Consider the following 19,464-nt stretch of genomic DNA (forward strand, 5'->3'; position numbering starts at 1 on the left):
CCGGGTGCAGGGGAACTTCCCTGCAGCTGGCTCTTATCATGATACTGGAGGAATTTTAATGGATTACTTACAACATCCGTTTGAATCAAAACGGCATACGGTTTTTTCAAAAAAAGGAATGGTCGCAACATCACAGCCTTTAGCGGCCCAAGCGGGAATCGAAGTAATGCAAAAAGGCGGAAATGCCATTGATGCAGCGATTGCTGCAGCAGCAGCGTTAACAGTAGTGGAACCGACCTCGAACGGCATTGGCGGAGATGCTTTTGCACTTGTTTGGGTAAAAGACAAGCTGCATGGGTTAAACAGCTCAGGCCCTGCCCCTCAAAGCATTTCCCCTGAAGCGGTAAAAGCGCTTGGCCATGAAAAAATGCCTGTTCACGGCGTTGTCCCAATCACAGTTCCTGGAGCTCCAGCTGCATGGGCTGAACTGTCAAGGAAATTCGGGAAGCTGCCGCTTGCAGAAGCGTTGAAACCGGCTATCCGTTACGCGGAAGAGGGGTATCCATTAACACCGATTCTCGGCAAGTATTGGAAACTGGCCTATGACAAATTTAAAACTTCTTTTACTGCTGAAGAATACCAGGCTTGGTTTGATACCTTCGCGCCAAACGGCAAAGCGCCGGAAATCGGTGAAATGTGGACATCTCCAGGCCATGCTTCTACTTTGAAGGAGATTGGCGAAACCGATGCCCGGTCATTTTATGAGGGAGCCCTTGCCGAAAAGATTGCGGATTATGTGCAAAAGCATAATGGATTTTTGTCAAAAGAAGATCTTGCAGCCTATCAGCCGGAATGGGTGGAGCCGGTCTCTGCCAATTACCGCGGTTATGACGTGTGGGAAATACCGCCGAATGGCCAAGGCATGGTGGCGTTGATGGCGCTCAATATTTTTAAAAACCTGAACGAACCGAAATGGCAATCTGCTGAAACGTACCATGAACAAATCGAAGCGATGAAGCTGGCATTTACTGACGGCAAAGAATTTATCACGGAACCGGCTGAAATGCCGGTTAGTGCGGAACATTTGCTTTCTGATGAATATGCGAAAAAGCGCGCGGAAACAGTCGGAGAAACGGCGTCTCATCCAGAACCTTATGAATTGCCGAAAGGCGGGACGGTTTATCTGTCTGCAGCAGACGAAGAAGGCAATATGATTTCTTATATACAAAGCAATTACATGGGCTTCGGTTCTGGAATTGTGGTGCCTGGGACCGGAATCGGACTGCAGAACCGCGGCGCCGACTTCTCGCTCGACCCAGGCCATCCAAACGTTCTGCGAGGCGGCAAGCGCACTTATCATACGATCATTCCAGGGTTTTTGTCGAAAGACGGAAAAGCTGTCGGACCATTCGGAGTCATGGGCGGCTATATGCAGCCACAAGGGCATTTTCAAGTGGTGGCGAACACCATCGATTTCCTGTTGAATCCACAAGCTGCGCTTGATGCGCCAAGATGGCAGTGGATGGAAGGGAAAACAGTCTTAGTTGAACCTCACTTCCCGAACTATTTAGCCCAAGCATTGGCCCGGAAAGGGCATCAAATCCAAGTGGCGACAGACGGCGGAGCATTTGGCCGCGGCCAGATCATTTGGAGAAACCCGGAAACGGGCGTATTATCAGGCGGCACTGAATCACGTACGGACGGAGCCGTGGCCGCTTGGTAAGTGAAGGCAAAACGCGAGGAAAGGGAAGCGGAGTTTCAGGCCTGAAAACAAATGCCGACATTTTTGCCGCCTTTTTCCGTGTCGGTATTTTAGGGTTTGGAGGAGGACCTTCTTCCATTCCGCTTTTTCATCGCGAAGCCGTAAAAAAATACAAATGGATGACAGACGATGAATTTGGCGATACGTTGGCGCTAGGCAATACTATGCCTGGTCCGATTGCGACAAAGATGGCCGGCTATATCGGCTACCGGGTCAATGGGATAACTGGATGCCTTGTTGCTTTATTGGCATCGGTTGTCCCGACAGTCCTGTTGATGATCCTGTTGCTGGGTGTATTGCAGCAATTCAAGAACTTGGAGTGGGTCAATAATATGTCGGCGGCTGTTGTGCCAGTTGTAGGCGTCATGCTTGCGGTCATGACATGGGATTTTCTGAAGAAATCCGGAGAGTCGCTAGGCTGGAAGCGGGCAGTGGTATTGACCATCGTGTTTGCTGTTTTGCTGGAAGTGCTTCACATCCATCCGGCGGTGCTGATTGTCGGCATTTTGCTCATCGTCTTGCTGCCATTCAAGAAAAGGGGGGGAACTATGTGATTTACTGGTCCATTTTTCTCGCGTTTTTCATTCCTGGAATTTTAGGGTATGGCGGCGGTCCAGCTTCGATCCCGCTGGTCGAAAAAGAAGTGGTTGACCGCTACGGGTGGATGAGCACACAGGAGTTTGGGGAAGTATTGGCCCTGGGAAATGCCTTGCCTGGTCCGATTGCGACGAAGATGGCCGGTTATATCGGGTATATGGAAGGCGGAGTGCTCGGCTCAATTGTTGCGCTGTTCGCTTCTGTCGCACCTTCACTTTTTTTGATGCTCATCCTGATGGCAACCCTTATGAAATATAAGGATTCAATGCAAGTGAAAAACATTACTAAACTGATCCGTCCGGTCATTGCGGTTTTGCTTGGGGCGATGACTGTACAATTTTTCGTAACGTCAAATGAAACATTCGGCAGCATCCAAACCGTCGTGTTGGTAGTGGTCAGTTATTGGCTGCTTGAAATAAGGAAGATCCATCCGGCGTTCGTCATTGTTTTGGCGCTGGTATACGGCGCACTCACTACGTTTATATGAAAGAGGAAAACCACCCGAATAAGGGTGGTTTTTTGTGTGAAATTTAAAGCTGACGTTTTGTGCAAGCTTAATTTGTTTACTTATAATACGCCATCCGCTATTATTTACTAACGCGGACAATTATTATCCGCTTTAGTATTTATCGGGGGTAATAATGATGCACATGAAAACAGGGGTCGAACAATCGGTTTATGCAATACTGCTGCTGAATATGCTGCCGGACAAAGCCGTTTTGCCATGCGAAGCGATAAGCCAGCAACTGAGCGCATCCCCCACTTATTTCCAGAAACTTTTAAGGAAACTGGTATCCGCTGATTTGATCACATCAGTGCCAGGGGTAAAAGGCGGATTCAAACTTACGAAAAAACCGGAAGATATTTGTGTTTACGATATTTATTTGGCGATAGAAGGGCAGAAATCGCTTTATTCTTCAAGCGGAATTTTAGGAGATTTGCTTGAATTGGAAAAAGATGAAGATTGCTGCTTGTTGACCGATTTGATGGACGAGGCCGAAGATGCGTGGAAGTTAGTGATGAAACGGGAAACCATCGCGGCGCTAGCACAAAAAATGCATAGAGAGCCTTTTCAGCTGAAAATGAAAGAGTTACAGCGATGGGTCCAAGAAAAAATGGTTGCATAAGAAAGGCGGGAGAAAGATGATAGCCAGCTTGGCACGTATCAACGAATTAGCAAAAAAAGCAAGGGAAATCGGATTGACCAATGCGGAAAAAGTGGAGCAGCAAGTTTTGCGCGAAGATTATTTAAGAGAAATTCGCGGGCAGGTCGAGAACACTGTAACGGGCCTTACTGTCTTGGATCCAATCGGAAATGACGTCACTCCCGAAAAAGTGCGCCAAGAAAAATCTTTGTTGAACTGATTTCTTCTTACTACTTATATAGAAAGAGTGTGAAAATATAATGAACGATTATTTAGTGAAAGCTTTAGCATATGACGGACAAGTGCGCGCTTACGCTGCACGTACAACAGAAACAGTAGGAGAAGCACAGCGCCGGCACTATACATGGCCAACCGCATCAGCAGCGTTAGGGCGTTCAATGACAGCAAGCGTCATGCTTGGTGCAATGATGAAAGGGAAAGAGAAATTGACCATCAAAATCAATGGCGGAGGCCCGCTTGGCACTATCCTGGTAGATGCCAATGCCAACGGGGAAGTTCGCGGTTATGTTTCGAATCCGCAAACCCACTTTGATTTGAATGACCAAGGCAAACTGGACGTCAGAAGAGCTGTCGGAACCGAAGGGACTTTATCAGTGTCCAAAGATATCGGATTGCTCCAGCCGTATGTCGGCCAAGTGCCGATCGTTTCAGGCGAATTAGGGGAGGATTTTACCAACTACATCGTCAATTCAGAACAAACCCCTTCTTCTGTCGGCGTGGGAGTGATCGTCAATCCCGATAATTCAATTCAGGCGTCTGGCGGCTTTATCATTCAGCTGATGCCGGGGACGGAAGAAGAAGTGATCGTCAATATTGAAGAACGCTTGAAAGAGATTCCGACGATTTCGAGGATGGTGCGTGATGGAATGACTCCGGAAGAAATTCTGGTGGCGGTGCTTGGCGAAGGAAATGTCAATTTCCTCGATACGATGCCGGTTCAATTCCAGTGCCAATGTTCAAGGGAACGGATTTCAAACGCCATCCAAAGCCTAGGCACTGAAGAAATACAGGATATGATCGAAACAGATGGACAGGCAGAAGCACAGTGCCATTTCTGCAACGAAAATTATCATTTCTCAAAAGAAAATCTGGAAGAATTATTGAAAGCCACTATTTAAGGATTTTAAAGACCGCTTAGTCTTCTGGGCGGTTTTTTCTATTTTCATCATCTTTTTATTTGAATCTGCAGCTGATAGTATGATAAAATTATCTTGAATTCAAGATAAGTTTTGATTTCTCTTTAAAGGGAAAAGCTAAAATAGCAAGATAAAAACTGGAGGTTTTATAACGATGGAACATATTTTTCAGCAAGGTTCACGACCGGCAAGCCCCACTTTTTTGATGCTTCACGGCACTGGAGGCAACGAACGGGATCTTTTGCCTTTAGCAGGGCACATCGATCCAAGCGCATCAGTCTTGAGCGTCCGCGGAAATGTATTGGAAAACGGCATGCCGCGTTTTTTCAAGCGTTTGGCTGAAGGTGTTTTTGATATGGAAGATTTGGCCATCCGCACGAAAGAACTTTATGATTTTATCGGTCAAGCATCTGAAAAATACGGCTTTGACCGCAGCAATGTAATTGCGGTCGGTTACTCAAACGGCGCTAACATTGCGGGGAATTTGCTGTTCACTTATGCGGATGCATTGAAAGGCGCCATTCTTCATCATCCGATGGTGCCGAACCGTGAAACGGAACTTCCTGATTTAACCGGGACTCCGGTATTTATCGCCGCCGGGACAAACGATCCGATCTGTCCCGCTGAAGAGTCGACAGACCTTGAAAAATTGCTTCAAAATGCCGGGGCAAAAGTGGAACTCCATTGGGAAAGCAATGGCCATCAATTGACGATGTCTGAAGTGGAAGCTGCAAAAGCCTGGTACAGCAAATTGTAATAATTGCCCTCCTTTGTTCAAACAAAGGAGGGCTTTTTACGGGAAAAAAAGGGTCAGCCTGTAAGGTTCCCGTGCCGAAATCCCGGTAAAATAAATTGTCTGAATTGTTGGCGCGCCAAGTTTCCTGCTGATTACATAGGGTAGTAGAAGAGTAGATAGACTGTTAAGGAAAATAGTGTAGAAGGAAGGGAGGCAGAGGATAAGGCGCCGGCTTTTAATAGGGATAATGTGTTGCGTCTGCCGCCGGTGGAACCGCCAATTGCTTGGAATGTTTGAGAAACCAACAGCGGGGTATTTTTAAGGCAAGAAAGATTATCATCGATACACATAATGAATTGGAGGAAGAGAAAATGGCCGACAATAAGTTTATGGGAACGTTCGACACGGAACAAGAAGTATTGAGAAAAATTGAAGAACTGAAAGCGCAAGGGGCTACAGAAGACCATATGTACGTTATGGCGAAGGACGAAGAGCAGCTTTCAATGGTGCGCGGCCGCACAGACGTGGATTATAAATCGTCAGAAGGCAGCTGGAAAGACAAGTTCATGGGATTCCTGTCCGGCAATGAACCTGTACGCCAGGCATTTGCAGGGATGGGTGTAGACGAAAGGGAAGCAGATCGCTATTACCACGAAGTCCAAAACGGGAAAATTCTGTTATTCGTTGACCGGGATTATATGAATGACAATCAAACTACAGCTGCAGCAGGAACTACGGAAAATGCGGCATACGGCACTCCGTCGCCTGACCGGACCAATTACGTGGATACAGGCACAGTAGGCCGTGATGGCTTGACAGTTGATACAAACGATCAAAACAACGTTTATTTCAACGAAGACCGGAGAGATTTATATTCAGACGGCTCGAAAAGCCCGAGTTCCAGCGACAATGCAAGCTATGACGAAACAGCTGGCGTGGGAGATAAAACAGGCACCGGCTTTGGACTGGGGACAGGCGGAGCGGTAAACGATACCCCAAATCCCGACCGGAACGTAAACGATTTTTCAGCAACTAACAGGGACCGCGACAGCAGTGCGACAACAGACGGCTCTTCTGGCATGTTCGGCTCAGGCGGCCAAGGCGCTGATGACAGAACGACAGCCAATAGCGATTCAGGCAGCCTTTTTGGCGGATTGGACAAAGACGATAATTCGAAGAGCGGCGGCGGAATTCTTGGCGGCCTCTTTGGATCAAACGATTCGGACAAGGATCGTGATCGCCGTGATACCGACACTTATGGAACTGATGAAGGTTCTAAAGCATCGGACAGCGGTACATTCGATACAGGACGCAATGATACCGCGGCAAACCGCGATTCTACCCTTTTCGAAACAGGCGGAACTGGATTGGGAGCCGATTCCAGCAGAGGGCGCAGCGATGATTCCCGTGGTTTAGGAACGGGAGCGGATACAAACCGCAACGCGGGAGCCTTTACTTCTGGCAACCCGGATGCCCGAAGCGGGTCAGACACCGATGAAGAAACTCTCCGTCTTCACGAAGAACGTTTGCAAGTTGATAAAGACCGTGTGCAAACCGGTGAAGTGAACGTCGGCAAACGCGTGGTAGAGGAAAGGCAAACTATCGATGTGCCGGTTGAGCGGGAAGAAATTGTAATCGAACGACGTCCCGTCAACGAAGATTCCACTGCTGCAACTCGGGGTGGTTCAGGAGGCATCTCAGCCGATGCTTATCAAGAAGGCGACAGCATCCACATTCCGCTGACGGAAGAACGCGTGGAAGTCAGCAAGACGAATGTTGTCAGTGAAGAAATTGTCGTCGGCAAACGCAAAGTCCAAGACACGGAAACCATCAATGAAACTGTTCGCCGCGAGGAAGCGGATATTGATGAAGACGCAAACACAAACACTGACTTGAATCGTGATGAAAAAGACCGTTTTTAATTGAAACACACGTGCAAGGCGGGGGAATCCCCCCGCTTTTTTGCGTTTTGCGATATGATAGAAGAAAAGTGGAGGTAATGGGATGGACGGCAAGAAAAGAAGCGACGTAAAACCAGGGTTAGAAGTGAACGTAATATTGAAGCAGGACCAGCGCACCGGAAAGAAAACGCGCGGAGTGGTGAAAGATTTGCTGACGAATTCCGCAACGCACCCCCATGGCATTAAAGTGCGCCTTGAAGACGGCCAAGTAGGCCGGGTATGTGAAATTTTGAGTTCGAAATAAAGGAAGTTCAAAAAACAGGATTTCAAGAAAAAGGGCTCAGTATTCTGGGCTCTTTTTTATGTTTGGACCGGCTGTGCGGTCAAGAACCCAGCTTCGCCAATCCGCCTTATGCCCGTCGATTCTGCCGGGCGCTGGCGCTTTTCTTGTGTTAAAATAAAAGGACTTAAAACCGGAGGAGTATCAGATGAGCCAATTTTTTGAACGCAAACAGCAGGAGCTTGGAGTCCAATTGAATAAAATCCAACGAAAAGCGGTGGAGCGCACAGAAGGCCCATTGCTGCTTTTGGCGTGCCCTGGATCTGGGAAGACGACTACGATGATCATGCGCATCGGCTATTTGATCGAAGAAAAAGGAGTCGCTCCACAGCGGATTAAAGCGATAACGTTCAGCAAGGCGTCTGCCGTTGATATGCTTGAGCGCTATAAGCGTTTTTTTCCTAAACAAGCCCCAGTCGATTTTTCGACCATCCATAGCCTGGCTTTTGAAATTACACGCGAGTATTTCTCAGGCTCCCGCTACGTGATGATTGAGGGCAGTGAAACCAATGGCCTTCATAAGAAACGTTTACTGCGTGAAATGTACCAGACCGAGAACGATGAACCGATTACAGAAGACCAGCTGGATGAGCTGACGTCATTTATCAGCTTTGTTAAAAACAAGATGATGCCGCGGACAAAGTGGAGCAAACTTGAAGGGCCATTTCCTGGCGCTGTCGAAATCCTGAAAACCTATGAAGCTTTCAAAGAGAACTATGACGTAAGGTTAGTGGATTTTGATGATATGCTGACGCTTGCCAATGAAGCGTTGGAAAAAGACAAGGTGCTTCTGGCGAAGTATCAAGCGCGGTGGGATTACGTGATGACGGATGAAAGCCAGGATACCTCATTGATTCAGCACTCGATTGTTGAAAAACTGGTGGCTCGGCACAAAAATCTGTGTGTCGTGGCAGACGACGACCAATCCATTTACACATGGCGGGCGGCAGAACCGACTTACTTGTTGAAATTCAAAGATGTCTACCCAACGGCGTATGTCATGAAGATGGAGCGAAATTACCGCTCCTCAAAAAACATTGTTGATGCGGCAAACCTTTTTATCAAATCAAATAAAAAACGGCACGACAAAAATATGTTCACCAAGCAAGAAGAAGGCGGCCCGATTGTTTTGCGGAAGCTCGCTTCCGAGGAAGACCAGCTGAAATACTTGAGAAAAGAATTGCAGAAATTGCCGAGTTTCGGCGATGTGGCCATTTTATACCGCAACAACTCCTCTTCTACTTTGCTGATGAGCGAGCTGGACCGCCTTGGCATTCCTTTTTATATGAAAGATGCAGACAACCGCTTTTTCTCGCACTGGATTGTGGAAGACATGCTGAATTTCATGCGCTTTAGCTTGAAGCCGGAGCGCTTGGATATTTACGCGAAAATCGCGTCAAAAACCAATGCTTATTGGTCGGGTTCGCAGCTCAAGCTATTGAGCCGCATGAAACCGACAACTAAAAACGCCTTTGACGAAATCAACCTCAATGTGGCATTGAAGGATTATCAAATCAAAATCTTAGGGGAGCAAAAAAAGTGGTTTGAAGCATTGAAAACGATGAAGCCTTTAAAAGTTATCCGGACCATTCGGGCGGATCTCGGCTATGACCAGATGCTGTCGAGCCGCGCTGAAAAATTTGGCATGCGAATGGACTATCTGTCACAAATTCTGATCACGCTCGAACAAATTGCGGAGCCGCTGGCTTCAATGACCGAGTTTGCCAAACGCTTGAAAGAACTTGAACAAGTGACACAACAGGCAAAAACAGAGAAAACAGATGATATGCTGACGTTGTCGACATTCCATAGCTCGAAAGGGCTGGAGTTTGACCGGGTTTATATGATTGATCTGGTGGAAGGGGTCATTCCGACAGAAGAAGATGCAGAACAACCGGATTTGCTGGAAGAAGCGCGCCGATTGTTTTATGTAGGCATGACGCGGGCAAAAAAACATCTGGAACTGATCAGCTGTGGCAGCGAATCCCGGTTTATGGACGAGGTGCGGGAAATCGTGGTGCCTGTGAAACAGCCGGTAAGAAAGCAGCCGGCTGTTCCTGCAAAACCGATCAAAGTGAAAGTTCCGGACAATCCGAATGCCGTGCAGCAGGATGATGTGCTAGTAGAAGGCGCTAAAGTCCGCCACCGGGTTTTTGGTGCCGGAAAAATTGTGGGGCGTGACCACGAACGGCTTGTCATCCAATTTGCAAAAGAACGCAAAGAGCTGATGATCGACATCTGCCTGAGTTATAAACTGCTGGAATTGATCAAATAAAAAGCGGGCTAAGAGGTTTGGGGAAGTATAAAGAACGTGAGGATAAAACATGAAAATCAGGGATTGGGACCGAAGTTTAAAAGTTCGCCTTGTAGGCGAATTTTTTATGAATACAAGTTATTGGATGGTATTTCCGTTTTTGGCGATATACTTTGCTGCAGAATTCGGAAAAGGGCTGGCGGGTTTTTTGCTTATAGTTTCCCAAGTTTTTTCTGTGGGGGCAAATTTAGTTGGAGGATATTGCGCGGACCGCTATGGACGGAGACACATGCTGATGGTAGCGTCGGTAGGGCAAGGACTAGCATTCCTCTTGTTCGCTTTCGCAAATTCACCTTGGCTTGAGTCGCCTGTACTTGGATTTGCCGCTTTCACGATTGTCGGGATGTGCGGTTCTCTTTACTGGCCGGCCAGCCAGGCGATGATTGCCGATGTAATACCCGAGAAATACCGGAGTGACGTATTCGCTATTTTTTATACCACATTGAATATAGCTGTAGTTATCGGACCGCTTGCCGGAGCGGTGCTGTTTTTCTCTTTCCGGTTTGAATTATTGCTGGCTGTTGCTCTAATTTCCATGGCGCTTGGGTTGGTGATGCGGTTATATACCAATGAAACCTTGTCACAGAAGGCTATGGAGAAATGGGGAAACAATGTGTCGCCAAGCTGGATTGCTGCAGTAGGGAAGCAATTCCATGAGTATGGCTTGATTTTCAAAGACCGTCTGTTCCTGCTTTTTGTTATTGCGGGAATTCTTGGGGCGCAGACTTTTATGCAATTGGACTTGCTCATTCCGGTGTACTTGGAAGAACGGATAGATGTGCAAACCGTAGCTTCGTTGTTTGATTGGGAATGGACGGTAACAGGAGAAACCTCATTCGGATTTCTGCTGGCCGAAAATGGCTTGCTTGTGGCGCTTTTCACAGTGTTCGTCACAAGGTGGATGACAAAGTTCCGGGAGAAATGGGTATTTTTCATGTCGGCTGTCCTTTATGGAGTGGCGATGTGGATTTTTCCGCTGACTTCACTTTTTTGGATTCTGGTGCTGGCGATGGGGATTTTCACTTTTGGCGAACTGATGATAGTAGGGCTGCAGCAAAGCTTCATATCGAAACTTGCGCCTGAAGAAATGCGAGGACAATATTTTGCAGCAGCCAGCATGCGCTATACAATCGGGCGGATGATTGCGCCGATATCCATTCCGATGACGGCATGGTTCGGTTTCGGCTGGACCTTCGCCATTTTAGGAATACTGGCGATCGCCAGCGGTTTTGTATACCTGCTGATGTTCCGCTTGTTTGAAAAACAGCCCTCCTATTGAGGAGGGCTGTTTCAAATCATGTGTTGATAAAAAACAAAAAGCCTTCCATCTAAGGAAGGTCTTTTTTGTTTTACTCTTTTTTAACTAACTTCAATAGCATATGCGCCATCATGTGCTGTTCTTCTTTGTCCCCGACTTTCCACAATTCCTGCAGCAAATATTCTTCGCGGTTTTTCGGTTCTTCGTGCTTCGCCAAATAGCTGGCTACTTTTTCGGTGATCTGCGCTAAACGTTCTTCGCTTAACCCCATCTTTTCACCGATTTCAACTTTTCCGCTCAAGTACTGTTTAAAGTGATTGAAATTGGCCAGAATTTCTTCTTTCTTTTCGTCGTCAAATGTCCGTAATTTCTCGTCTACTTTTTTATCAACGTTTTCCATTTCTTTACTCACTCCTTTTAGTTACTTGCATTGTTGCTTGCATTTCTTGTTTACCACCTGGAGATTCTTTTAAACGTCAGATTGTTCAAAAAGAAAGCGCATTCTCGTTTAGGGGAAATGTCTTCGGGTATTCACTATAACAAGGATGGAATTTAAGGAGGATGATGAATGCATGATTTTGTATAACGAAATCCAAGAGTTGAAGAACTTTGACTGTGAGGACCGATGTGTACTGAGCGTTTATTTGAATACCAATCCGGCAGATTTAGATGCTCAAAACGGTGCTTGGAGAATCCATCTTAAAAATGGGCTTAAGCGATTAGAGGAATACTTAACGGCGTCCCAGGACGAGAAAGAAATAAATAACTATAAAAAATTAAAGAAAAAAGTAGAACGTGAAATTCTGGACCACCAAAACGATCTGCACAAAGGCGTCATTATTTTTGCATCACCCCATCAGGACCTTTGGTTTGTGCACTATGTCCAAGTGCCGGTGAAGACCAGCTTCCATTGGGAGACAAAACCGGTGCTTGATGAATTGCGCTATATGTATAAGGCTTATCCTTATGCCGGAGTAGTTTTGCCGAGCATGAAAGGGGTCCGTATTTTAGATACTTCCATGGGAATCATCAACGAAGAGATTTTCCATGAATTCGATTCGGGGCTCGATTTTTGGAATGAGCAAAAAGGCGTCCATTCCGCAACTCACACAGCGGGCAGCAGCACTAGTTCCTTCGGCCAGCAAAGCCATGTGGGAGGAAACTCAGGAAGCGCGGCGGATGATTTCAACTGGCGCATGAAGGAAAACTTAGAGCGTTTCTATAAAGAAACAGCAGCGAAAGTTGAAAAAATGAAAAAAGAGCGCCATTGGGATGAAATCCATGTAGTAGGCGAGACCGAACACGCCAAAGCGTTCTCGAAAGCGCTGCAGACGAAACCTGCAAGCTGCTTAATGAAGAACTTGGCCAATAGCTCCCCAAGCCAGATTCTGCATGAAGTATTTGAGAATCTGAGTTGACAAAACGCCTCAGCGCTATGCTGAGGCGTTTTTTATTTTGGAGATGGGCAAAATGTGCAAACAGCGAAATCAGGCAGCTCTTTGTACAAACAGCATGTCTTTCGAAGAGGGCTTGATATGGCGCGTTCAAGCGGTTGGGAGCCGATCAGTTTTTGCATATAGGAAGTTTTGATGGGATGCCAGTTCTTGGATTCGAGCAGCCATTCCATGTCTTCGGCGGCTCTTCGCGGCTGGCGTTTTTCAAGGCTGGCATAGAACCATAACAAGGAACCTAGAATGTTTTCCCATAAAGTGATGGGTGAAATTTTAACAAGTTTGCGGAACTCGGCTATAAACTCCTCGGTTTGCCTATAGAGTACAAAATGCATTGCCGCAAAACGATTTTCTGGTAAAATCGCCAGGAAATTGCGAGAGTCTGCATGGGTCTGCAGCAGGTTATAGCCGTAATTGCGGACCCGGCTGAATTGAAGTTCCTGCCACGAACAAGCAAAATAGCCATTGTGGCTGGTTATCAAATCAAATTGAGCTGAGACAAAAAGCGCATATTGGCGGAAGAAATAAGAGACGGCCACACCATCGTTCTGTGCGCCGCTCCAATGCCTGATGTCATCCATCATCGATTTTAAGTCCTGCGGAAGCGGACGAAGCGGAGGCTGATCGACGGCAACGGAATGGGCCGCAAGGGAATATTTAAGCTGGTCAGGAAAAGGCATAAGGAATTGCTCCTTTTAGTCTTATGCTACGGGAAGAACGCTTTTTTGCAAAGACATAAGGAAATCTTATCAAAATACATAAAAACAATTGAATTTCCTTTTCAAAGAGAGATGAGTATGCTGAAAAGAAAAGGGGTGGAGTTATGGACTTTTCAATTGATAAAATCGACCACATCCAAGTAGCGGCGCCAAGCAATAGCGAACAAGCCGCTATCAGCTTTTACAACGGCATCCTGGGGATGAACCAAGTGGAAAAGCCTGATGCGCTAAAAGGCAGAGGAGGGGTATGGTTCGAGTTTGCGTCTTACCAGCTGCACGTCGGAGTGGAAGAACCTTTTTCTGCTGCTAAAAAAGCGCATCCCGCATTTCAGGTAACCGGTTTTGAACAACTGCAAAAACACTTGTCAGCAAGCGGAATCGAAGTGAAAAATGATGACAGCATTCCAGGCGTATTGCGCTTTTTCATCGCCGACCCGTTCGGCAATCGGCTGGAGTTTTTAAAATCGGGTTTATGACTGTTTGCAGACTCAAAGCCAAAACAAAACGCTCCGCAATTGCGGAGCGTTCATTTGTTCAATGGGCAATAAGGGCATTTGTCGGTGCCTGGCACTTCTTTCAATAAGCAGCATGTGAGGCGCCTGTAATTGTTTTTCGCTTCAGGAAAAGTTTGTCCGCCTAAAAACTGATAAAAAAACGATTTGCGCATTTCAGGGCGCCAAAGCTCCGCATCCATGAGGGATGCGGCATCGCGTTCGGCTTGGGCGGAATCCTGCATGCCGTACATCCAAATAACATATCCCCAAATGTTTTCCCATAAAGTAACTTTAGACACATGGCCGATTTTTTTGAAGGCCTCCACGGCCGGCATGGCATATTGTTTCAAAACTATTTCCAGATCGCCTGGCTGGCGCTCCCGAAGAAAACGCTCATCAATGGAAAACGAAATCCCGCTATCGTTTTTGACCAGATGGACATTATGCAGCTGTCCATCCCACATTTTGCCTTGAGCCAGCAAATAAAGCTGGGCGGTAATGAAAAAGCCGAAGCGTCGCATAAAAACGGACGAGGCTACGGCTTCATTTGGTGCTTCAACTGTTTGGCTGATTTCGGCTAACAGTTCAGCGGAGCGATTGTCCATGCTTTCCTGAACAGTCAAAAATCCACTCGCGCCTTTTTGGACAGCCACTTGAAAAACTTCCAATTCATTCATCATCATGAACCGAGTTTGGCTTCCCGGAGTTCCGGAACGATGCAGCGGCCTCTGCCGAATGGCACACAATGCGGCGTGCCAAACAGCGGATCTTTGGAAACTTGGCATTCCATGCCGAATACGGAGCGGACCAAATCGCAATTGATAACATCTTCCGGGGTGCCTTGGCCAAAGACTTCGCCGTCTTTAATGGCGATAATATTGTGGGCATAGCGGGAAGCCAAGTTCAAATCATGGAGCACCATGATAATTGTACGGCCCTGTGTTTCGTTCAGTTCAAACAGAAGATCGAGAATTTCGATTTGGTGGGTCATGTCCAGATATGTTGTTGGCTCGTCCAATAGAATAATGTCGGTATCCTGGGCCAGAGTCATGGCAATCCATGCGCGCTGGCGCTGGCCGCCGGACAATTCGTCGACTGGCTTGTCGCGGAATTCATCGACGCGTGTCGCTTTCATCGCCGCTTCGACTTTTTCCGTATCTTCCTCAGTCCAGCGCTTCAGCCAAGACTGGTGCGGATAACGCCCTTGTTTCACTAAATCGTGGACCGTCAAGCCTTCCGGCGATACCGGCGATTGCGGCAAGATGCCCATTTTCTTCGCAACTTCCCGCGAAGACATGCGGTGCACTTCTTTGCCTTCCAATAAGATTGAACCTTCTTGTGGTTTCAATAAACGCGCGATTGAGCGAAGAAGAGTGGATTTGCCACAGCCGTTGCTGCCGACAAACACCGAAATTTCGCCGCGCGGAATGGATAGATTCAAATTCTCGAATAGCAGGTTTTCATTATATCCAATAGATAGGTCGTTTGTTTGGACAGCCATCGTCATTGTGTAATTCCTCCACATCTTTCGCTGGTTAAATAACTGATAGGATTTCTCAATACGCTAACTATATCATAAAATTGCAATAAGTGAGAACGATTTTCACTATAATTCAAAAAAATCCTTTACAAATGTGACGAAAAACAATAGAATGAAAACGTATTGAGAATCATTATCAAATAACCTTGGGGGTTAAAAATATGCAACAGCGAATTTTATTGTTATTGGCAACATTGGTGCTTGTCCTTGCAGGATGTTCTTCTGCAAGCGAAGAGCCGCCAGCGACAGAAACAGCAGCGGAACCCGTTACAATTACAGGGACAAATGGAGAAGTGACGCTGGATGCGCCAGCTAAAAAAGTCGTCGTTCTTGAATGGACTTATGCTGAAGATTTGCTGGCGGTTGGCGTTCAGCCGGCAGGTATGGCGGACATCGCTGATTATGGAAACTATGTCAATATCGAACCGCAGTTGGATGAAACAGTAGCAGACGTGGGAGGGCGGCAAGAACCTAACTTGGAAGCGATTGCCGCCATTGAGCCGGATTTGATCATCGGCGTCAGTTTCCGCCATGATGCAATGCTTGCGGATCTGGAAAAAATCGCACCGACGGTAATTTTCAATCCATATCCGGAAGATGAAAGCATCGATCTTTATGAGGAAATGGAAACAACATTCAAAGAAATTGCAAAAGCTGTAGATAAAACTGCAGAAGCCGACCAAGTGCTTGCAGATCTAGAAAGCGAATACGAAGAAAAAGCGGCTGAGATTGAAGCGGCGGACCTGAAGACAAAAGACGTTATCTTAACTTTGGCTTACACAGGGCCACAGGCGCCGGAAATTCGCGTCTTTACGCCAAACTCCATGGCATCGATCATTTTGGAGCGCATCGGCTTGAACAATGTCCACCAACCGGATCAATTTGAAATATTCGGCTCTAGCACATTCAATGTCGAAGGCTTAGTGAAATATGAAAATGCCAACTATTTGTATACGGTGCCGGACGAAGATAATATTTACGAAAACCAATTAAAAGGCAATGAAGTATGGGAAAACCTGGCTTTTGTTAAAGAAGGCCGCACATACGATTTAGGCGCTGACACGTGGCTGTACGGAGGCCCTTTATCAGCGAAGACACTCATGAACCAAATTACGGAAGTTATGGTGAATAACTAATGCAAGGAAAAGTAAAACAGAAGTCCTTTGTCTCTTTGGCAGGGGGCTTTTTCCTGCTTATTGCGCTATCCCTCGTCCATTTGACGCAAGGGCAAGCGGATTACACATCAATAGAGCTCCTCCAAGGAGTCTGGGCAGAAGGCCGTATCCAGGATATCGTCACAAGCCTCAGGCTGCCGCGGCTCGTCATCGGGCTATTGGCGGGCGGGGCGTTGGCAGTGTCCGGCGCCGTCCTGCAGACATTGACCAACAATCCGCTTGCTTCGCCAGGGACGTTGGGAATCAATGCCGGCGCATTTTTCTTCGTGGTTGTCTCGGTTATTTTCTTTCCTTCGTTCTTTGGGCAATTTCCATTCATCACGGCACTTTTAGGGGCGGTCATTTCTTCTCTATTGGTTGTGGGGCTATCAGGAAAGCAAATGGATCCCGTTCGGGTCGCGCTTACAGGAATGATCATTTCGCTGTTATTTTCTTCAATGACCGGGGCGATGCAATTATTGTTTGAAAACCAGACCAATGGCCTCTTTTTATGGGGGTCAGGGACTCTCGTCCAATTGAATTGGGACGGAGTGCAATTTGCGGCGCCGGTCATTGCTGCTTTCCTGCTTGCTTCCTTATTGCTTGCAAAATCGATGGACGTGCTGTCGCTTGGTGAAGACATAGCTTCATCTCTCGGCCAAAATGTCCAACTCGTCAAGCTGTCTGCATGGGGAGCCGCCATCGTACTGTCCGCTGCGACAGTAAGTGTCGTCGGGCCAATCGGCTTTATCGGCCTGATGGCGCCACACATTGTCCGGATGATGGGAATCCGAGGCCATTTGCCGATTTTCATCCACTCCTTTTTATGGGGGAGTGTCATGCTAATCGGAGCTGATGTGCTTGGGCGGCTCATCCAGCCCGGACAGGAAGTGCCTGTCGGTGCAATGACTGCGCTGATTGGCGGACCGTGGTTGTTGTATCTGGCATGGAAGACAGCAAAATCGCTGAAACGCGGCGATCGCCAAATGGGCGGCACCACAAAACCGATTCGTTTGAAATTGGTTGTGCCGCTCCTCATGGCCATGATCGCTATCATCATAACGTTGGCGCTGAGCTTTAATGGGGCCGAATGGTCATTTGACTGGATGAAGCCGGTAGTCTGGAATTTCCGGGTGCCCCGGGTGCTTACTGCATTTATCGTCGGCGTCATGCTGGCGATTACCGGAGTGATTTTACAAGGCGTGCTCCGCAACCCATTGGCCGATTCAAGCGTACTTGGCGTTACGTCGATGGCTGGAGCTGGCGCGATGCTCCTGCTCGTCGTATTTCCTGAAATCCCTCCGGCATTTTTGCCGCTTGGTGCAACGCTTGGTGCGGTTTTGGCGCTTGGCATCATCTTGGTGACGGCTTGGAAGAACAATTTTCAGCCGATGCTCGTCGCTTTAATGGGCATTGCCATTTCAGCCTTCGGTTCCGCCGCTACTCAAGTGTTTGTGGTCAAAGCAAAATTGGCTGTTGCCAGCGCGCTTGTCTGGCTGTCAGGGAGCACATACGGCAAAGGGTGGGAAGATGTCCAATTTGCCCTGATTTTATTTGTCCTGTTTATCTGGCCGGCAGTTTACATCACCCGCAGCCTGGATACACTGACATTCGGCGACGATGTAGCGGCTGGCCTTGGCTTGAATATCCGCTCAACGCGTGTATGGGCATTGATCATCGGCGTAGCGATTTCAACAATTGCGGTGTCGGTGGTCGGGACAATCGGTTTTATCGGCTTAGTGGCTCCGCATATCGCGCGCCGATTGGTCGGCTTCCGCCATCTGCCCCTTATGCTTGCTTCAGGCTTGCTCGGGGGCTTGCTGCTGGTAACCGCTGATTTTATCGGACGCATTTTGATTGCACCAAAAGACATTCCAAGCGGCCTCGTCGTCGCATTGATCGGAACACCTTACTTGTTATATTTACTGCGAAAAATGAAATGAAAAGCAGAGGACTGCTGATGGATTGAAGCAGGAATTTCACCAATATAAAAAACGGCTCGATCAACGCGAGCCGTTTTTTATTATTGCAATTCAATTGTTTGAGGCTCTTCGCCTTTTTTATTGATGAGGCGGACCCGGCTCGGCTTGATGGCCAGAATGACCAAGTTCGGATCATCTGGACCTGTAAACCAGCCCTTCAAGGCATCGTTCCATACTTTGTCAATCATGCTTTGTTCGTCGTGGATACCCATTTCGCCTTCGATTTCAAGGAAAGCATCACCGACCCCTTGACCTTCATAGCCTAAAAGAATATGGGCGTGGGGGTTAGCTTCAAGCTCCTCAACTTTTTGGGTTTGTTTGCTGGTCGCCGTATACAATGTGAATTCGTCATTAAAAAATGTCATGTAGCGGGAATGCGGTTTGTTGTCTTTCACTGTCGCCAAAGTTCCCACATGGCTTTCTTCTAGAATTTTCAATGCATTGTTCTTCAATTCTTCTTGGGTCATTGTCATCTCTCCTTTAAGTTATTAATCATATTCAAATAAAAAAGAACCGTATGGAACTATTCATGCGGTTCTTTTGATGAAAGCTCTTGTGCATTCAATATCAATCCGGATATTTCTCCTCGCTGGCTGAATTTTCTTTTGTTGCACGTGGGTTCGCTTCATCTCGCATATCTTGTTTCAAATCTTCTAATGGAATGCTATCCACATTTTGTTCTTCTTCGAACATATCTTGAATGCTTTGGTTATCAGTAGTGAATTGTTCGGGATTATCCATGGAAGGAACTGCTTTTTTTTCAGGCTTGCCATCACCAGGATGATTGTTCGTCATTGATCAAGCACCTCTTTCTTTTGATGTTAGTTGTATATTCCTTTATTGGTGACATTTAAAACATGGACGGGTCTGGCAGGCAAAGTACAGGAGAGGCATTTGCGCTATTCCGGTTATAGGAAAACCTGAGAATAGCTACTTGCAGAAATACTATGATAAGATAGAATCATTGAACGAAA

Annotated in this window: 21 protein-coding genes; 15 read left to right on the forward strand and 6 right to left on the reverse strand. The window is 47.0% G+C overall.

Annotated features, from left to right (window positions below; all coding sequences use genetic code 11):
* Nucleotides 1-58 precede the first annotated feature (58 nt).
* The 11 genes from FQV30_RS03045 (at nucleotide 59) to FQV30_RS03100 (ending at nucleotide 11,171) form a co-directional block, all read left to right on the forward strand.
* Nucleotides 59-1,663 (forward strand): gamma-glutamyltransferase family protein, encoded by a 1,605-nt coding sequence (locus tag FQV30_RS03045; protein WP_146498663.1) that lies wholly within the window; start codon nucleotides 59-61, stop codon nucleotides 1,661-1,663.
* Nucleotides 1,664-1,704: 41 nt separating this feature from the next.
* On the forward strand, nucleotides 1,705-2,256 hold the full coding sequence (locus tag FQV30_RS03050; RefSeq protein WP_146499553.1) for a chromate transporter: 552 nt from the start codon (nucleotides 1,705-1,707) through the stop codon (nucleotides 2,254-2,256).
* Entirely contained in the window at nucleotides 2,253-2,786 is a 534-nt protein-coding gene (locus FQV30_RS03055; protein WP_146498664.1) for a chromate transporter, read from the forward strand. Before FQV30_RS03050 ends, FQV30_RS03055 begins: the two co-directional genes overlap by 4 nt.
* A 157-nt stretch (nucleotides 2,787-2,943) precedes the next feature.
* Entirely contained in the window at nucleotides 2,944-3,426 is a 483-nt protein-coding gene (locus FQV30_RS03060; RefSeq protein WP_146498665.1) for an RrF2 family transcriptional regulator, read from the forward strand.
* Nucleotides 3,427-3,442: 16 nt separating this feature from the next.
* Entirely contained in the window at nucleotides 3,443-3,664 is a 222-nt protein-coding gene (locus tag FQV30_RS03065) for a DUF896 domain-containing protein (RefSeq protein ID WP_146498666.1), read from the forward strand.
* 40 nt (nucleotides 3,665-3,704) lie between these two features.
* Nucleotides 3,705-4,583, forward strand: a complete 879-nt coding sequence (hslO, locus tag FQV30_RS03070; protein WP_146498667.1) for an Hsp33 family molecular chaperone HslO — start codon at nucleotides 3,705-3,707, stop codon at nucleotides 4,581-4,583.
* A 172-nt stretch (nucleotides 4,584-4,755) separates the two neighbouring features.
* Nucleotides 4,756-5,358, forward strand: coding sequence for an alpha/beta hydrolase (locus FQV30_RS03075; protein ID WP_146498668.1), 603 nt, complete (start codon nucleotides 4,756-4,758; stop codon nucleotides 5,356-5,358).
* A gap of 350 nt (nucleotides 5,359-5,708) precedes the next feature.
* The gene (locus tag FQV30_RS18105; protein ID WP_255473293.1) at nucleotides 5,709-7,259 is read left to right on the forward strand and encodes a DUF2382 domain-containing protein; all 1,551 of its coding nucleotides are present in this window, start codon (nucleotides 5,709-5,711) and stop codon (nucleotides 7,257-7,259) included.
* 82 nt (nucleotides 7,260-7,341) lie between these two features.
* Nucleotides 7,342-7,542 (forward strand): YwbE family protein, encoded by a 201-nt coding sequence (locus FQV30_RS03090; RefSeq protein WP_146498669.1) that lies wholly within the window; start codon nucleotides 7,342-7,344, stop codon nucleotides 7,540-7,542.
* A gap of 184 nt (nucleotides 7,543-7,726) precedes the next feature.
* Entirely contained in the window at nucleotides 7,727-9,853 is a 2,127-nt protein-coding gene (locus FQV30_RS03095) for an ATP-dependent helicase (RefSeq protein WP_146498670.1), read from the forward strand.
* Between the two features lie 49 nt (nucleotides 9,854-9,902).
* Nucleotides 9,903-11,171: an MDR family MFS transporter gene (locus FQV30_RS03100; RefSeq protein WP_146498671.1), complete on the forward strand. Its 1,269-nt coding sequence runs from the start codon at nucleotides 9,903-9,905 to the stop codon at nucleotides 11,169-11,171.
* 70 nt (nucleotides 11,172-11,241) lie between these two features.
* On the opposite strand, the gene FQV30_RS03105 is transcribed toward FQV30_RS03100, so the two are convergent.
* Nucleotides 11,242-11,550: a DUF3243 domain-containing protein gene (locus FQV30_RS03105; protein ID WP_146498672.1), complete on the reverse strand. Its 309-nt coding sequence runs from the start codon at nucleotides 11,548-11,550 to the stop codon at nucleotides 11,242-11,244.
* A gap of 172 nt (nucleotides 11,551-11,722) precedes the next feature.
* Between FQV30_RS03105 and FQV30_RS03110 the strand changes: the two genes are divergently transcribed.
* Nucleotides 11,723-12,568, forward strand: coding sequence for a VLRF1 family aeRF1-type release factor (locus tag FQV30_RS03110; RefSeq protein ID WP_146498673.1), 846 nt, complete (start codon nucleotides 11,723-11,725; stop codon nucleotides 12,566-12,568).
* Between the two features lie 32 nt (nucleotides 12,569-12,600).
* Here FQV30_RS03110 and FQV30_RS03115 read toward each other — a convergent pair whose 3' ends face one another.
* The gene (locus tag FQV30_RS03115) at nucleotides 12,601-13,281 is read right to left on the reverse strand and encodes a hypothetical protein (RefSeq protein WP_146498674.1); all 681 of its coding nucleotides are present in this window, start codon (nucleotides 13,279-13,281) and stop codon (nucleotides 12,601-12,603) included.
* A gap of 143 nt (nucleotides 13,282-13,424) precedes the next feature.
* On the opposite strand from FQV30_RS03115, the gene FQV30_RS03120 reads away from it, so the two are divergent.
* On the forward strand, nucleotides 13,425-13,796 hold the full coding sequence (locus FQV30_RS03120; RefSeq protein ID WP_146498675.1) for a VOC family protein: 372 nt from the start codon (nucleotides 13,425-13,427) through the stop codon (nucleotides 13,794-13,796).
* A 50-nt stretch (nucleotides 13,797-13,846) separates the two neighbouring features.
* Here FQV30_RS03120 and FQV30_RS03125 read toward each other — a convergent pair whose 3' ends face one another.
* Nucleotides 13,847-14,497, reverse strand: coding sequence for a hypothetical protein (locus FQV30_RS03125; RefSeq protein ID WP_186725503.1), 651 nt, complete (start codon nucleotides 14,495-14,497; stop codon nucleotides 13,847-13,849).
* Nucleotides 14,494-15,321 carry an ABC transporter ATP-binding protein gene (locus FQV30_RS03130; RefSeq protein WP_146498677.1) on the reverse strand — a complete coding sequence of 276 codons (828 nt, stop codon included), beginning with the start codon at nucleotides 15,319-15,321 and terminating at the stop codon, nucleotides 14,494-14,496. The genes FQV30_RS03125 and FQV30_RS03130 overlap by 4 nt, the downstream gene beginning before the upstream one ends.
* Nucleotides 15,322-15,515: 194 nt before the next feature.
* Here FQV30_RS03130 and FQV30_RS03135 point away from each other — a divergent pair, with 194 nt between their 5' ends.
* The gene (locus tag FQV30_RS03135; RefSeq protein ID WP_146498678.1) at nucleotides 15,516-16,490 is read left to right on the forward strand and encodes an ABC transporter substrate-binding protein; all 975 of its coding nucleotides are present in this window, start codon (nucleotides 15,516-15,518) and stop codon (nucleotides 16,488-16,490) included.
* Complete coding sequence (locus tag FQV30_RS03140) at nucleotides 16,490-18,451, forward strand: iron ABC transporter permease (RefSeq protein ID WP_146498679.1); 1,962 nt, start codon at nucleotides 16,490-16,492, stop codon at nucleotides 18,449-18,451. Before FQV30_RS03135 ends, FQV30_RS03140 begins: the two co-directional genes overlap by 1 nt.
* Nucleotides 18,452-18,531: 80 nt before the next feature.
* Here the strand turns inward: FQV30_RS03140 and FQV30_RS03145 are convergent, their stop codons facing one another.
* On the reverse strand, nucleotides 18,532-18,957 hold the full coding sequence (locus FQV30_RS03145; protein WP_146498680.1) for a pyridoxamine 5'-phosphate oxidase family protein: 426 nt from the start codon (nucleotides 18,955-18,957) through the stop codon (nucleotides 18,532-18,534).
* 100 nt (nucleotides 18,958-19,057) lie between these two features.
* Complete coding sequence (locus FQV30_RS03150) at nucleotides 19,058-19,285, reverse strand: hypothetical protein (RefSeq protein ID WP_146498681.1); 228 nt, start codon at nucleotides 19,283-19,285, stop codon at nucleotides 19,058-19,060.
* Nucleotides 19,286-19,464: the final 179 nt, after the last annotated feature.

It is taken from the genome of Planomicrobium sp. CPCC 101110, assembly GCF_007859395.1.
Classification (GTDB): Bacteria; Bacillota; Bacilli; order Bacillales_A; family Planococcaceae; genus Planococcus.